The sequence below is a fragment of the Planococcus sp. MSAK28401 genome, assembly GCF_018283455.1.
Classification (GTDB): Bacteria; Bacillota; Bacilli; order Bacillales_A; family Planococcaceae; genus Planococcus; species Planococcus alpniumensis.
The window spans coordinates 1,526,339-1,541,333 of sequence record NZ_JAAMTH010000001.1 but is presented as its reverse complement, the minus strand read 5'-3'; the positions used below and the strand labels follow the sequence as shown (position 1 = coordinate 1,541,333).

At 48.6% G+C, this 14,995-nt stretch carries 20 protein-coding genes; 1 reads left to right on the top strand and 19 read right to left on the bottom strand.

The genetic code is table 11. The features are described 5' to 3' along the window. Positions 1-131: 131 nt before the first annotated feature. Genes G3255_RS07825 through G3255_RS07785 form a run of 9 tightly spaced genes read right to left on the bottom strand, consistent with a single transcriptional unit; the run spans position 132 to position 5,867 of the window. Positions 132-854, bottom strand: a complete 723-nt coding sequence (locus tag G3255_RS07825) for a class I SAM-dependent DNA methyltransferase (protein WP_211653975.1) — start codon at positions 852-854, stop codon at positions 132-134. After that, a complete protein-coding gene (rsfS, locus tag G3255_RS07820) occupies positions 851-1,189 on the bottom strand; it encodes a ribosome silencing factor (protein ID WP_211653974.1) in 339 nt (112 codons plus the stop codon). The genes G3255_RS07825 and rsfS overlap by 4 nt, the downstream gene beginning before the upstream one ends. After that, the gene (gene yqeK, locus G3255_RS07815; protein WP_211653973.1) at positions 1,182-1,760 is read right to left on the bottom strand and encodes a bis(5'-nucleosyl)-tetraphosphatase (symmetrical) YqeK; all 579 of its coding nucleotides are present in this window, start codon (positions 1,758-1,760) and stop codon (positions 1,182-1,184) included. The genes rsfS and yqeK overlap by 8 nt, the downstream gene beginning before the upstream one ends. Next, the gene (locus G3255_RS07810) at positions 1,714-2,322 is read right to left on the bottom strand and encodes a nicotinate-nucleotide adenylyltransferase (protein WP_211653972.1); all 609 of its coding nucleotides are present in this window, start codon (positions 2,320-2,322) and stop codon (positions 1,714-1,716) included. The genes yqeK and G3255_RS07810 overlap by 47 nt, the downstream gene beginning before the upstream one ends. Then, positions 2,319-2,609, bottom strand: coding sequence for a ribosome assembly RNA-binding protein YhbY (gene yhbY / locus G3255_RS07805; RefSeq protein WP_211653971.1), 291 nt, complete (start codon positions 2,607-2,609; stop codon positions 2,319-2,321). The genes G3255_RS07810 and yhbY overlap by 4 nt, the downstream gene beginning before the upstream one ends. After that, a complete protein-coding gene (aroE, locus tag G3255_RS07800) occupies positions 2,596-3,420 on the bottom strand; it encodes a shikimate dehydrogenase (protein WP_211653970.1) in 825 nt (274 codons plus the stop codon). Before aroE ends, yhbY begins: the two co-directional genes overlap by 14 nt. Before the next feature lie 12 nt (positions 3,421-3,432). After that, positions 3,433-4,536, bottom strand: coding sequence for a ribosome biogenesis GTPase YqeH (gene yqeH / locus G3255_RS07795; RefSeq protein WP_211653969.1), 1,104 nt, complete (start codon positions 4,534-4,536; stop codon positions 3,433-3,435). Further along, positions 4,533-5,054: a YqeG family HAD IIIA-type phosphatase gene (locus tag G3255_RS07790; protein WP_211653968.1), complete on the bottom strand. Its 522-nt coding sequence runs from the start codon at positions 5,052-5,054 to the stop codon at positions 4,533-4,535. The genes yqeH and G3255_RS07790 overlap by 4 nt, the downstream gene beginning before the upstream one ends. A 39-nt stretch (positions 5,055-5,093) precedes the next feature. Beyond that, positions 5,094-5,867, bottom strand: coding sequence for a phosphatidylserine decarboxylase (locus G3255_RS07785; RefSeq protein WP_211653967.1), 774 nt, complete (start codon positions 5,865-5,867; stop codon positions 5,094-5,096). A 108-nt stretch (positions 5,868-5,975) separates the two neighbouring features. Here G3255_RS07785 and pssA point away from each other — a divergent pair, with 108 nt between their 5' ends. Further along, positions 5,976-6,497 (top strand): CDP-diacylglycerol--serine O-phosphatidyltransferase, encoded by a 522-nt coding sequence (gene pssA / locus G3255_RS07780; protein WP_442757087.1) that lies wholly within the window; start codon positions 5,976-5,978, stop codon positions 6,495-6,497. 55 nt (positions 6,498-6,552) lie between these two features. Here pssA and mtnN read toward each other — a convergent pair whose 3' ends face one another. From mtnN to alaS, 10 genes are all read right to left on the bottom strand, one after another. Further along, positions 6,553-7,257, bottom strand: coding sequence for a 5'-methylthioadenosine/S-adenosylhomocysteine nucleosidase (mtnN, locus tag G3255_RS07775; protein ID WP_211653965.1), 705 nt, complete (start codon positions 7,255-7,257; stop codon positions 6,553-6,555). A 48-nt stretch (positions 7,258-7,305) separates the two neighbouring features. Further along, entirely contained in the window at positions 7,306-8,019 is a 714-nt protein-coding gene (locus tag G3255_RS07770; protein ID WP_211653964.1) for a YrrS family protein, read from the bottom strand. A 120-nt stretch (positions 8,020-8,139) separates the two neighbouring features. Continuing rightward, complete coding sequence (greA, locus tag G3255_RS07765) at positions 8,140-8,616, bottom strand: transcription elongation factor GreA (protein ID WP_211653963.1); 477 nt, start codon at positions 8,614-8,616, stop codon at positions 8,140-8,142. An 81-nt stretch (positions 8,617-8,697) separates the two neighbouring features. Then, positions 8,698-9,342: a uridine kinase gene (udk, locus tag G3255_RS07760; protein WP_442757086.1), complete on the bottom strand. Its 645-nt coding sequence runs from the start codon at positions 9,340-9,342 to the stop codon at positions 8,698-8,700. 6 nt (positions 9,343-9,348) lie between these two features. Continuing rightward, positions 9,349-9,954 (bottom strand): O-methyltransferase, encoded by a 606-nt coding sequence (locus tag G3255_RS07755; protein WP_211653962.1) that lies wholly within the window; start codon positions 9,952-9,954, stop codon positions 9,349-9,351. A gap of 84 nt (positions 9,955-10,038) precedes the next feature. Then, on the bottom strand, positions 10,039-11,163 hold the full coding sequence (gene mltG / locus G3255_RS07750) for an endolytic transglycosylase MltG (RefSeq protein ID WP_211653961.1): 1,125 nt from the start codon (positions 11,161-11,163) through the stop codon (positions 10,039-10,041). Positions 11,164-11,255: 92 nt separating this feature from the next. Next, positions 11,256-11,564, bottom strand: a complete 309-nt coding sequence (locus G3255_RS07745; protein ID WP_112232425.1) for a DUF1292 domain-containing protein — start codon at positions 11,562-11,564, stop codon at positions 11,256-11,258. Positions 11,565-11,577: 13 nt separating this feature from the next. Then, positions 11,578-11,994, bottom strand: coding sequence for a Holliday junction resolvase RuvX (gene ruvX, locus G3255_RS07740; protein WP_068461903.1), 417 nt, complete (start codon positions 11,992-11,994; stop codon positions 11,578-11,580). Positions 11,995-11,996: 2 nt separating this feature from the next. Continuing rightward, a complete protein-coding gene (locus G3255_RS07735; RefSeq protein WP_058383651.1) occupies positions 11,997-12,263 on the bottom strand; it encodes an IreB family regulatory phosphoprotein in 267 nt (88 codons plus the stop codon). A gap of 87 nt (positions 12,264-12,350) precedes the next feature. Further along, positions 12,351-14,975 (bottom strand): alanine--tRNA ligase, encoded by a 2,625-nt coding sequence (alaS, locus tag G3255_RS07730; protein WP_211653960.1) that lies wholly within the window; start codon positions 14,973-14,975, stop codon positions 12,351-12,353. Positions 14,976-14,995: the final 20 nt, after the last annotated feature.

Here is a 14,995-nt window from a genome sequence, read left to right as displayed (position 1 = left end):
GTGGGCATCCCTCGTTTCCGCAGAAAGCAAACAGCTGAAGCTGTCTGAATTATATAATAACAACCGATCGAAAGTCCATCACTCCATGAAAAAAACCCGCATACAAAAATATGCGGGTTTGGTGTTGCTGATTATTTTTTGGCACGGAAAAAGATCCGTTCGCTTTCGTCATTAGGTGCATCCACAGTGAAATCAGCAGTCACTGATTCCACCGTGAATCCGGCTTCCGTGAGCCATTCTTTATACACTTCAACCGGGAAAGTCCGTTGTTCATGTGTTTCTTCAAAGCGCTCGAACATCCAGCCTTCACGCACGAAAAACGTTAAATCGTGAATGACACTGTGAGGCGCTGAGCCTTTTTCAGTATGCCACATATAGGCAAGATCTTCCCCATCGTAAACGAACGGGCTATTCATGAAAATCTCGTCGACCTTGAATACCGAATGGACATCAAAAAAGAAATATCCACCCGCATTCAATGCCGCATAAACTTGCTCAAATGTCTTTTTGACTTGCTCTTCTTTCGCTAAATAATTCAACGAATCGATTGCGATAGTCACGGCGTCGAAGCCTTCCAGGCCTTCCAGGTTGTCCATGGACAATTGAAGCACCGGAATATCCAACGCCGATTCTTTGAAGCGCTTCTGTGCAACGGTAAGCATGTCAGCGGATAAATCACTCGCCGTCACGTCATAGCCGAGTTCAGCCATCAATTCAGACAGCACGCCTGTGCCGCACGCAAGATCGAGTACAGATCCAGAGCGCATCGTTTCAGCAATCCATTCCACATATTGTTCATATGGAATATCTTCCATCAAGTCGTCGTAAACTGCCGCAAACCGTCCGTAGTTCATACTTCGAGCTGCGGGGCGTCGCGCCATAGACGCTCTAGGTTGTAATACGAGCGCTCATCGCGATGGAAGACATGTGCCACGACATCGCCAAGGTCGACCAAGACCCAGCGTGCTGCGTCGAAGCCTTCGACACTTTTGACTTCATAGCCAGCTTCTCCAGCTTTATCCATCAATTCACGGGCGATCGACTGTACTTGGCGATCCGAGTTCGCGCTGCAAATCAGGAAGTAATCCGCCAAAAGCGAAATGCCTTCCATATTCAATACAACGATGTCTTCTGCTTTTTTATCCTCTGCGGCTTGGTACGCCACTTGCAATAATGTATCTTTAGTCATTCTTCACGTTCCCTTTCTGTTGCTCAAAATGCTTGAGGCATTTTAAGGAATCCGGATAAACCGGCTGATTTTTTGTTGCGAGAAACTCGATCGATTGCCGGATCGACGCTTCCATCAAGCGGTCGAGGCCATCATTTCTCATGGCTCTCAACTGGTCGACTTCCGGAAATTTGCGGCTCGGCTCGATCATGTCTGCAATGTAAATGATTTTTTCAAGATCCGACATGCCTGCACGCCCTGTCGTATGATAGCGGATTGCGTCGAGGATTTCTTCATCTTCGACTCCGAATTCATGCTTAGCCACATAAGCGCCGACTGGAGCATGCCATAATTCGTGATGATAGTCGAGCAATAACGGATCCATGCTTTCTTTTTCGATAATGCCGCGCATCCATTCACGGTCGGCGAATTTCACTACGTCATGGAGAATGGCTGCAATGCGCGCTTGCTCTTCTGGCACCTCATATTGTTTCGCGAGCGCGACCGCTGTATTCATCACGCCCAGCACATGGTTGAATCGTTTTTCAGGAAGGCGTTCTTTGACTTTTTGGAGCATCAGGCTCGGGTCCATACAATCGCTCCTTCCGGATAAAAGTTTCCACGTGTTCGGGAACGAAAAAAGTCAATGGCTTGCCAGCCAAAACGCGCTCCCGCAACATCGTCGAAGATAAATGCATTTCCGGCGAATCGATCATCATCACCGGATAATCCGTTTCAGCAATATAACCCGGCCGCCCAATGCCGACGAACTGGACCAATTCAGCCAGCTCGCCGATGCGGTGCCAGGTATGCAGGCTCTCGACCATATCGCCGCCGATGATGAAATAAAATTCACATTCCGGTTCCCGTTCGATGAGATTGACCATCGTTTCATACGTATAAGAGACCCCACCGCCCGACACTTCAATGTCTTCTAGACGGAAATGGGATTGTCCCTCAATCGCAAGCCGCGTCATCTTGACACGCGTCTCTGTATCGATGCCGCTCGATTCCTTATGAGGGGCGATGGCATTCGGCATGAAACGCACTTCATCCAAGCCCAATGCGTAATAGGCTTCATTCGCCATAATCAAATGGCCAAAATGCGGCGGATTGAATGTGCCGCCGAGAATGCCGATTTTGCGTTTTTTCACGGAAGCTCAATCCGTTTATTGTTGACGGATGCTTTGTATAAAACGACAGTATGGCCAATCAATTGCACCAATTGCGCTTTTGTTCCCTCTGCCAAATGCTTAGCCACTTCGTGCTTGCCGTCTTCATTGTTTTGCAGAATACTGATTTTTACGAGTTCGCGTTTTTCAAGGGCTTCCCCGATCTGGACGAGCATCGCTTCATTGACGCCGCCTTTTCCGACTTGGAAAATCGGGTCCAAATGATGCGCTTCACTTCTTAAAAAACGTTTTTGTTTACCTGTTAACATGATTTCCTCCTAATTTTTCCGTAATCAATTGAATCATTTCTTCTGTATCCGGGCGGATGCCGGTCCATTTTTCGAACGCGATAGCGCCTTGATTGACGAACATGCCGACGCCGTTCAGCACCAGGCAGCCTCTCGCTTTCGCTTCTTTCAGAAATGGCGTTTCGAGCGGGTTGTAAATGATGTCCGCAACGACCGAGCCGCTTCCAAGATGTGTTAAGGACAGCGGCAATGCTTCTTCAGTCAACCCGACAGAAGTGGTCTGGACGATCGTGGCGAATTCGCTCAAGTTCGCTTCGGCCTCTGCCAGCACCATCGCCTTGCTGCCGGTTTCATCCGCCAGTTCCTGCGCCCTGCGGAATGTGCGGTTGGTGATGGTGATATTGCTGAATCCGGCACGCGAGAGCGCAAAACTGATGCCTCTTGCTGCCCCGCCTGCACCGATCACTAGCAACGCGCGATCTTGATCGACAGGATAACTTAATAGCGAACGGACAAACCCGTCACCATCTGTATTGAATCCCTTCAACCGCCCGTTTTCTACAGCGACTGTATTGACCGCATTCATGAGGCGTGCCGTGTCGTCCAGCTCATCCAATAGCGGGATTGCCGCCTGCTTGTGGGGCAAGGTGATATTAAACCCGCTGATTCCAAGCAATTTCATCGAATGAAACGCTTGTTCCAGCTGTTTCGGTTCTACATGCACCGGGATATAGGAAGCATCGATGCCGTGTTTTTCGAACCAATGATCGTGCATAAAAGGCGATAATGAATGAGAGATCGGATCTCCGATGACCGCATACCATTTCTTCATTGTGAAAACCTCCTATATAAGAGACGGGCGGACGATGACTTCTACCCCTTTTGGTGCGTGGGCAGCGATCGTTACGTCATCATGCTGGACCGTGATCCAGCCGAGCCCGGAAAAGACGATGTCTGTCTTACCTTCTTTGATGCGGAATTCATGACGCACCAATTCAGGAAAATCTTCTTTATATTCAGCAGAAGGCGGGGCAAGCATGTCGCCCAGATGCTGTGCATATAGATCATCTGCATTGTCCAATTTGGTCCGGTGGATATTCAGTGAATTTGCGGCATGCACCGTGAAGGACGAACGTTTGCCGCTGATGAAATCGAAACGCGCCAAACCGCCAATGAATAATGTCTGTTCAGGATTCAATTGGAAGACGCGCGGCTTGATTTCTTTTTTCGGCATGATCGCCTTCAGGTCTTCCGTATGCAGATGATGCGCCAACTGATGATGGTTGATGATGCCCGGCGTATCATATAGCGAACGCTCATCATCGAGCGGGATGCCGATCATATCAAGCGTCGTGCCCGGGAAATGCGAAGTCGTGATGACATCTCCTTCGCCTGTCGCCTGTTTGATGACACGGTTGATGAATGTGGATTTCCCAACATTCGTACAGCCGACCACGTACACATCGCCGCCGTCGCGGTATTGTTCAATCGCATCCATCGCTTCTGCGACGCCCGTCCCTTTATGGGCGGAAACCGCCAAAATGTCGATCGGGTTCAAGCCCAATTTACGCGACTCTTGTTTCATCCAATTGATCAACTTTTTCTCTTTAACCGATTTCGGAAGCAAGTCCGCTTTATTGGCGATGAGCAAGATCGGGTTGTTTCCAACAAAGCGGTGCAAGCCCGGGAGCCAGCTGCCATTGAAATCGAAAATGTCGACAATTTTCACGATCAGCCCTTTGCGTTCCCCAAGGCCGTTCAAAATACGCAGGAAATCATCATCTGTCAAAGAAACCGGCTGTAATTCATTATAGTTTTTCAGCCGGAAGCAGCGCTGGCAGATGATTTCTTCTTTATCGAGCGAAGACGGCGGCGCATAGCCAATATCGTCTTTCCGCTCTGTTTGGATCTGTACACCGCAACCGATGCAATATGGCATTTCTGTCAATTTTCTTCCTCCCACATCAATTGTCCTTTTTCTTTCAATCTTTTCATGATCCGACGCTCGACCAGCCGGTTGAAACGCGTAAAGAAGCCGTCTGATTGCGCGACCGGCAGTACGAGGATCGTATGAAGCTTATTGCGGTTGCCGCCAAAAATATCGGTCAGCATCTGATCGCCGATAACGACGACTTGTTCGCGCTTGACGCTCATGATTTTCAGCGCTTTGCGGAACGCTTTGCCCATCGGCTTTCTTGCCTGGTAAATAAATGGGATGCCGAGCGGATCTGCAAACGACTTCACGCGCATCTCATTATTATTTGAAACGATGACTACTTGAATTCCCGCATCTTTCATTGATTTCAGCCATTCGATCAATCGCGGCGTCGCTTCAGGGCGGTCCCATTCGACCAATGTATTGTCCAGGTCGGTGATGATGCCAAGTACCCCTTTTTCTCTCAATGATTCTGGCGTAATGTCAAAAACCTCTTTAACGTATTGCCTTGGAATAAAATATCGATACACACATAACAACTCCTGTTTCTAGGGACTTAAGTCCATTGATTATACCATATATGCAAGGGGTTCTCCCACCTTGACCCGGTCGCCGTCATTGATTTTCGCATCGAATTGAAGATGCCCGCCTTCAAAGAACAAAGCGACCGTTGAACCAAAGCTGAAATAAGCGACTTCCTGGCCTTTTTTCCATTCGGATCCGAACTCCGTCAATTCGATGGAATTGACGTACATCGCCCCGACTTTTACGACCAATACGCGGCCATGCGGCGTTTCGAGTTCAGTGATAAGCCTCCGGTTGCCGCTGATCGGCGATTTGCCGTAAGTCAGCCCAAGCCGATTGACCGGGTAGGATTTTTCGCCGAGCATGTATTGCTTTACCACTTCGCCGTCTACTGGGCTATGGATGCGGTGGTAATCGGCAGGCGACAAATAAAGGATCGCATATTGGCCGTCCGCGTAGCGCTTCGCCGATTGCTCACTGCCGAGCAGTTCAGCGAGTGAATATTCGATGCCTTTGACCTTGAACCGGCTATCGTTTTGGATAGCTCCGTGGATCTCGAGGCGACCATCGACTGGAGATACCAGTCCGGCATCGGCAACCGGCCGCGCATCCGTTTTCAAACTGCGCGTGAAGAAGTCATGCAAGCTTTTGTATTGTTCGTTTGGGCGATCAATCTCGCCAAGTTCGATTTTATAAGCATTAATGAATCCAGGAATAAGCTTTCGGCTAATTGCTGATTGGGCAAAGCGTTTCAACGCAGCGGAACTGGCTTTTCCGTTGCCCAATTCGATCATCGATTGGTATAGGCGTTTTTTCATTCTTGTACCTCCGTCGTTAAAATAGTCTACCATTTTTTGTCGATTCGCAGTATAATTGTCGAAAGCATATCGACAAAAGGAGCGCTTGCATTGATATTGATCGACAAAATGGACCACACCATTAAACGGCTAAAAAGCCAGGCAGCCAACACATTGACCATTGGCAATATGGTGTTCGGTGGCGCCTCATTGATGGCAACTTTGAACGAATACTATAGTTACAGTGTGCTATTTATTTTTATTGCTGCATTTTTGGATCGTTTTGACGGCATGGTCGCGAGAAAATATAATCAAGAATCGGAACTCGGCAAACAATTGGATTCCATGGCGGATATCATTTCATTCGGCGTGGCCCCTGCACTGTTGATCCATCAGCTCGCTTTGCAGGATTTTGGGCTGGCTGGCATGGTGTTCACTGTTATCTATATTTCATGCGGCGCTTTCCGGCTAGCACGCTTTAATATCACTGAATCAAATGGTTATTTCACCGGCTTGCCGATCACTGCAGCCGGAACTGTGCTAACTTTGTCATATTTCGGGTTTAGCCACTGGTCGCCCGCTGTGTATATGTTCATCTTATTGATTTCTTCACTATTGATGATCAGCACATTTTCATTACGGAAAGTATAAAAGCTGAGGGCTTGATGCCCTCAGCTTTTTTGCTTGTTTTGGGATGAAGTTTCTTTTATATGCGCTGAAGCATCTTTTCGATGACACGCAGAACGATTTCAGTTGAGTGCTTGGCGGCAACCGGGAGGAATTCATCGAACGAGATCGAGGATTCCTTGCCGGCGATATCCGACAAAGCACGAATAACGACGAACGCCGTATCGTATTGGAAACAGACTTGCGCGACGGCAGCCGCTTCCATTTCTGCTGCTTTCATTTCTGGAAACTGCTGCTTGACCAATGCCACACGCTCATGATCGCTCATGAACGAATCACCTGTTGCGATAAGCCCAACTGCGTGTTGGTGTTCACCGATTTCGTCAACCGCTTGGACCGCCAGTTCAATCAATTCTTTGTTGGCGATATAAGCAGCGGGCATTTGCGGCACTTGCCCCAGTTCATAGCCAAACACTGTCGCATCGACATCATGGTGGCGTACTTCATCCGAAATGACCACAGCGCCGACTTCCAGCTCCTCATTAAAGCCTCCTGCAGAACCGATGTTTAAAACAAGATCCGGTTTGAACTCCTGCATCAGGATTGTAGTTGTCATCGCCGCATTGACTTTGCCGATGCCGCTTTTCAATAGGATGAGTTCCTGGCCTTTGTATGTACCTGTCGTGAATTCGCTATTGGCGATTTCACGGACAGATGTGTTCGCTAATTGATTGCGCAACAACTCTACTTCTTCTTCCATTGCGCCGATTACACCGATTCTCATTGTATCCGCTCCTTACCTGCATGATTATGCCGGAAAAACGGCGCCATGTTAATAGGCGCCGTCCAGCGTTTTGAGTACATCCATTTTCTCAGGTTTCCAACCTTCACCGTCTACCCATTCGAGATAAACGCGGTACTTCTCAGATTGGTCTTTCGACTGGACTGTCGCGATGGATTTTTGCGGGCCGCCGCCATTTTGGACCATCATGACATACATGTCATTTTGGGACAATCCGGTAGCATACGTGACCGCTTCAATTTTTTCGTTCCAATCAACTGAATTTTGCTGGTATGAAGAAACATGGTCGCCGCTTTGGCTTGTGCCAACAGGCTCCCAGCTGGTGTTGACGATGGTTTCACTGACGATCGGGTCGTTGGACTCTTCACGTGTGATGGTACCGCCTTTGGTTTCCTCTTCCTCTTCTTCTTTTTCTTGCTCTTTTTCTTCAGCTTCTTTTTTAGCTGCAGCTTCTTCTTCAGCCTTGGCTTCCTCTTCAGCTTTCTCTTCAGCCTCGAGATCATTTTCTTCTGCTGTTACTTGCGTATCTTCATCGCCGCTCGTTTGGCTTTCTGTTTCCGGCGTTGTTTCTGCCGATTCAGGATCTGCTGAATCGTCGCCGCCTCCGAATAGCAATGTTGCCCCGATGATAACCACCAAAGTAAATACTAAGGCGATCATGATATTGAGGATTGAATTCGAACGATTTTTATTGTTCTTATTCTTATTCAAACGAGAGGGATAAGATTTTTCTTCGTTAGCCATGGAAAGCCCCCCTTTACATGTATTTTATCATATTTAGCCCATGACAAATTTGACGTTTCAACTAAAGTTTTGTTTCATCCATCAAAAAAACAGCCACTCCCAAAGGAATGGCTGGGTGCATCAATTGATCGAAACGATCTTGACTTCCATTTCCCCGCCCGGAGTCAATACTTTCACACGGTCGCCGACAGTGCGGCCAAGCATGCTTTTGGCGATCGGCGAGTCGTTCGAAATACGCCCTTCCAGCGGGTCTGCTTCTGCAGAACCGACGATGGTATAAGCTTCTTCATCGCCGCCTGGAATTTCCATAAACGTAACTGTTTTCCCGAGGCGCACGACATCGTTGCCAGCTTCCTCTTCATTTATAATTACCGCATTGCGGATCATGGATTCCAATGTAGAAATACGCCCTTCAACAAAGGCTTGGTCTTCCTTAGCGGAATCATATTCGGAGTTCTCGGACAAGTCCCCGAAGCTTCTTGCGACTTTAATGCGTTCCACCACTTCTTTGCGTTTGACCGTTTTCAAATAATCCAGTTCATCTTCCAACTTCTGCTTTCCGGCAGCTGTCATCGGAAATTGTTTATCGTTTGCCATACTCTTCCCACTCCTTCAACTGCTGACTATGGATGCGCTAACACCCGTCAGTCTCGTATCATTCTATTATAAATTACCAATCTATTCAAGAATTGTTTTAATTTTTGTAACCATTAGATCAATTGCGACTTCGTTTTGGCCGCCTTCCGGTATGATGACGTCTGCATAGCGCTTCGTTGGTTCAATGAATTGATTATGCATCGGACGGACGACTGTCAAATATTGCTCAATGACCGAGTCGATTGTGCGGCCACGCTCATTGATGTCACGCATCAAGCGGCGGATGATGCGAAGATCCGCATCAGTGTCGACAAATAGCTTGATGTCCATCAATTCGCGCAGGCGTTCGTCTTCCAAGACTAGAATGCCTTCAAGGATGATGACGTCTTTCGGGTCGATCACTATGCTTTCTTCGGCACGGGTATGCAAGGCGTAATTATAGATCGGCTTTTCGATCGCACGCCGTTCGAGCAATTCGTTGACATGCTTGATCAATAGATCGGTATCGAAAGCGAGCGGATGGTCATAGTTAGTCTCAAGGCGCTCTTCAAACTCAAGGTGGCTTTGGTCTTTATAATAGTAATCCTGCTCGATGACCACTACGGAATGCTCTTTGAACACTTCGTAAATGGAATTGGTGACACTGGTCTTGCCTGATCCTGAACCGCCAGCGATGCCGATGACGACCGGTCTGTTTTTAGACATATACGTTAACTCCTTGTGTATCGATTTTCATTTTTTTCTGCAGACGAGAAGCCCGTCACCGACTGGCAAAAGCTCACAGTCGAAACCGGGATGCCCGTCCATGGTTTCACGGAACGAGCGGATATTGCGGATCATTGTGCGCTTGCGTCGCGGCACTTCTTTGATCGGCTGTTCTGCCATGCCGTGCATTGACATATTATCACAATAAATGATGCCGCCTGAAGACAATAAACTTTCATATTTATTGAAGAAACGCTCATATTGCCCTTTGGCTGCATCGATGAACATGGCATCGTAAAACGGTGTCAACTCAGCAAGGTCCAGTTCGAGCGCATCGGCACAGATAGCACGTACACGCTCTTCCATCCCCGATCCCCGGATGAATCCAAGCGCTTTGCTGTAACGTTCTTCATCCCGTTCAATCGTGTCGATGCTGACCTCAGGCAAGGCATCGGCCATCCGGAGTGCCGAATAGCCGATGGCTGTTCCCAGTTCAAGCAAGCGCAGCGGCTTTTGGCGCTGCAATAATTCCAGCAGCTCCCCGATGCCCTGCTCTTCCATGATCGGCACATGATTCTCTGCCGCATAGGAGCGCATCGTTTCGAATAATGCTTCTATTGATGAATCAGGCATTGCGGATGTCCGCTCCTTTCACGCTCTAGTCCTTCATTTGAACAGAAAAGAAGAAGGGAAACGGACGCTCCCTTCCTTCTTAGATCAATTTCCGATATGTTCATCGCGGTATTCAAGATGCTGTTCGTAGCTGGTCGAGAAGTAGTTTTTGCCTTCTGAGTCAGCCAGGAAGTACAGATAATCCGTTTGGTTCGGGTCAAGCACCGCTTCGATGGATGATGCGCCGGCAGCAGCGATCGGCCCTGGCGGCAAGCCTTTATTCGTATAGGTGCTGTAAGGATCTTCGAACTCGTAATCCGAGTTGAACAAGCGGTCCTTATGCTCGCCCATCGCATAAATGACGGTCGGGTCTGTCTGCAGCGGCATGTCTTGATCCATGCGGTTGTAGAACACGCTTGCAATGGTTTGGCGGTCTGATTTCGCAGTCGCTTCTTCCTCTAATAGCGAAGCGAAAGTCAATAGCCAATGAGGCGATTTTTCTTCTTCCTGCAAGACGCTTTGGTACGGTTCAATATTCGCTTTCGTGGCATCAAGCATCTGCTCAATCAACACGGTAAGTGAAGGATTTTCCTCATAAATCGGATAAGTGGCAGGGAATAGATAGCCTTCTAGCGCGAATTTAACGTTCTCCCCTTTGATCTCATCTGTTAGCAAATCAGGGTATTTGACCATCAATTCATCGATATACGCTTCATCTTGCACTTGTTCCATAAACTGCTCAGCGGTGTATTCCGTATTTTCCGCAATCACGCGCTCGGCAATTTCTTCCAAGGTCAGCCCTTCCGGTACATTGATCGTATATAACGGTTCATGGTAAACTTTTCCGGTTTTCAAGCTTTCCGTAATTTCGTCCAATGTCATCGATTGAGTCAAGCCATAGCTGCCTGCCTGAAATTCCGATTCATTTTGGAACTTGACGTAATACTTGTAGATTCTGGCATCCTTAATGACGCCATTGTCTTCAAGCAAGGCGGCAATGCTGTCCAAGTTAGAACCGATCGGCACTTCGATATCGATGACTTCCTCGGAATTCGGATCGACAGGCTCGAGTGCATTCGTGACATAACTATAAGCTTGCCAGCCTGCAACCCCGACGACCACAAGAAGCACGAGCGCTACGATCAGCACGATGCGCCGCACGACTCTCACTTCTTTTTTCTTTTCCTTCATCCTGTCGAACATGACATCTTTTTTTGACTGCTTCTCCACGGGTGTTCCCCCTCAGCTATTCGTCTCTCCCAAACAGAAGGCGATTCAAACGAAAGGGACGGAATCAAGGTTCAATTCCGTCCCCCTTATGGTTATTGCTCTTCGTTTTCTTCTTCTTGCTCAAGGAAAGTATTGAGCATTTCTTCGATCATGTCCCATTCCTCTTCCGTTTCGACCGGGCGAAGTTCGCCGCCGGAAACGTTCTCTTCAGAATCCAGGTTTTCAGTGAATGAAGATGCGTGGATTTCAATCTCGCCTTCTTCGTCTTCATCTGCGCCAACCGGGAAATACAAGACGTATGATTTTCCGAAATCTTCCGATTCAAATGTGAACAGCACTTCGAATAATTGTTCGTTTCCGTGCTCGTCCACTACTGTAATATGCTCTTGACCATGTTCCATTCGTGTCACCTCATCATTTTTTTGAATCAAGATAGCCTTGCAAAATCATCACTGCGGCCATCTTGTCGATCACTTTTTTGCGGTTTTTCCGGCTGACATCGGCAGAAATCAGCATTTTCTCTGCTGCCATCGTCGTCAGCCTTTCATCCCAAAGCACTACCGGTATATCATATCCTTCTTTTAGCAATGCTGCAAACTTTTCGGAAGCTTCCGCCCGTGGCCCGATTGAGTTGTTCATGTTCTTCGGATAGCCCACGACCGCTTCCGTTACTTTGTATTCCTTGATCAATTCGCCAAGGCGCTCAAGCCCAAATTGGCCGTTCGCCTCGTCGATTTTGACGGTTTCGATGCCTTGTGCCGTCCAGCCCAGTGCATCGCTGATCGCCACTCCGATCGTTTTGGAGCCGACATCCAATCCCATTGTTCGCATAATTATTCCTCGTTATTCTTTTTGATGTAGAACTTTACCAGTTCTTCCAAAATTTCATCCCGCTCCAGTTTCCGGATCATGTTCCGGGCATCCTGGTGGCGAGGGATATAAGCCGGATCACCTGAAAGTAGATACCCGACGATCTGATTGATCGGGTTGTAGCCTTTTTCCTCTAGAGCAGCATGGACTTGCAGCATAACCTGCTTTACGTCCTGCTCCATCGATTCATCGGATGAATCGAATTTCATCGTGCGATCAAATGAGCTCACGACAAGCACCTCACTTTCGGAATGTGTATTGGCAATTCGTTCCTCTTGCTGAATCCCATTATAACTGAAAGCGCAGATTTGTTAAACCTATTTGACTAAAGTGTAGACCGATTCGAGCGCTGCATCCAATTGCTCCGGATTTTTCGCTCCGGCCATCGCCATGTCCGGACGCCCGCCGCCCTTGCCGCCACATTGTTCAGCGACTGCTTTGACGATATTGCCTGCGTGATAATCCTTGCCGGCAATGTTTTTCGATACGCCCGCTGCGAGCATGACTTTGTCGCCGTCGCTCGCGCCGAGGACGATGACCGCCTGCTCGAATTTCGCTTTCAAGTCATCGACCATCTGGCGCAGCTGATTATTGTCTTTTGCTTGAACTTTTGCGGACAATACTGTCACATCTCCGACTTTTCTCGCCGACTCCAGCAATTCACCGGACTGTGCATTGGCAATTTTCTGCAACAGCGATTCATTTTCGCGCTGCAAGGATTTGATATCAGCTTGCGTTGTTTCGACTTTTTGCACGAGGTCGCGCGGATTGGCTTTCAAGAGGGACGCTGCTTCATCCAAAGTCTTCTCGCTTTGTTTCATATTCACATAAGCGCCTTTTCCAGTCAGAGCTTCAATGCGGCGGACGCCGGCACCGATGCCGCCTTCTGAAACGATTTTGAAAACGCCGATTTCAAAAGTGTTCGCTACGTGGATACCGCCGCATAATTCAAGCGAATAATCACTGATGGCGACGACGCGGACGACATCTCCGTATTTTTCGCCGAACAAGGCCATGGCGCCCATGTCTTTTGCTTCCTGCAGATTATGGTAGCCAGATTCGACTTCGATGCCTTCCCAGATCTTTTCATTGACTGCCTGCTCGATCGTCGCCAGTTCTTCTTTTGTCACTTGGCCAAAGTGGGAGAAGTCAAAACGCAGCCGGTCCGGGCCGACATATGATCCTGCCTGGTTAACGTGCGTGCCGAGTACGTCTTTCAATGCCTGGTGCAAGAGGTGAGTCGCCGTATGGTTCTTAATTGTATGACGGCGCTCGGATGCATCAACTTTCGCTTTAACGGCCGTTTTCGTCAATTCGCCGGAATCAACCCGCACATTATGCAAGTTCTGGCCGTTCGGCGCTTTTTTCACATCGAGGACTGAAGCAGTCACCAAGTCATTTGACAAGGTTCCTTTATCGGCGATTTGTCCGCCACTTTCCGCATAGAACGGCGTGCGGTCCAGCACGAGCTGCACTTCTTCGCCTTCTTGTGCGCTGTCGACCAATTCCCCGTCTTTGACGATAGCGACGATTTCAGCATCCGCGACTGTGTGCGAGTAGCCGATAAATTCGCTTTCTTCTTTAATATTGCCGAGCACTTCGGATTGCGTCTGCATGGAATTGACGTTTTGGCGCGCGTTTCTTGCACGTTCACGCTGTTCGTTCATTGCACGCTCAAATCCTGCATGATCGACGGTCATTTCTACATCTTCTGCATATTCTTCCGTCAACTCCACTGGGAATCCGTAGGTATCATACAAACGGAACACATCTTCGCCAGGAATTTCGCTATGGCCGGCTTGTTTTTGCTTTTCGGCAACCGTTGACAGGATTTCCAAGCCGTCATGCAAAGTTTCCAGGAAGCGTTCTTCTTCAAGTTTCATGACGCGGACAATAAAATCTTCCTTGTCTTTGACTTCTGGGTAGAAGCTCTGCATGATGTCGCCGACAACCGGCACAAGCTGGTACATAAACGGTTTTTCGATCCCGAGTTTCTTCGAATAGCGGACGGCGCGGCGCAATAGCCGGCGCAGCACATAGCCGCGGCCTTCATTTGATGGCAAAGCGCCGTCTCCAATGGCAAATGCGACTGTGCGCACATGGTCGGCGATGACTTTAAATGCCATGTCCTGTTCCTGGCTCTCGCCGTAGGATTTGCCGGAAATTTCCGCCGTCTTCTCGATGATCGGTACGAACAAATCCGTATCGTAGTTGGTTGGCACGTCTTGCACAACTGAAGCCATGCGTTCCAAGCCCATTCCCGTGTCGATGTTTTGTTTCGGCAGCGGCGTGTACGTATGGTCCGGGTTATGGTTGAACTGGGAGAACACCAAGTTCCAGATTTCCAGGTAGCGTTCATTCTCGCCGCCCGGATATAATTCAGGGTCTTGTGGGTCGTTGCCGTAGCTTTCGCCGCGGTCATAGAAGATCTCAGAGTTCGGTCCGCTCGGGCCTTCCCCGATATCCCAGAAGTTTCCTTCCAGGCGGATGATGCGTTCAGCCGGCACGCCGACTTCGTTGAGCCAGATAGCATAAGCTTCCTCATCTTCCGGGTGGATCGTCACCGACAACTTATCGGCATCAAATCCGATCCATTTGTCGTCCGTCAGGAATTCCCACGCCCAATGGATCGCTTCTTTCTTGAAGTATTCACCGATTGAGAAGTTGCCGAGCATTTCGAAGAATGTATGGTGGCGAGCCGTTTTGCCGACGTTCTCGATGTCGTTCGTACGGATCGATTTTTGCGCGTTGACGATGCGCGGATTTTCCGGGATGACGCGCCCGTCAAAATATTTCTTCAAGGTCGCGACTCCGCTGTTGATCCACAATAAAGACGGATCTTCAAATGGCACAAGCGGCGCACTTGGTTCCACGTCGTGGTTTTTTTCTTTAAAAAAGTCGAGATAAAGCTTTCTGATTTCTTCAGCTTTCAAATTCTTCATCAAAATTCCTCCTTCTGCAT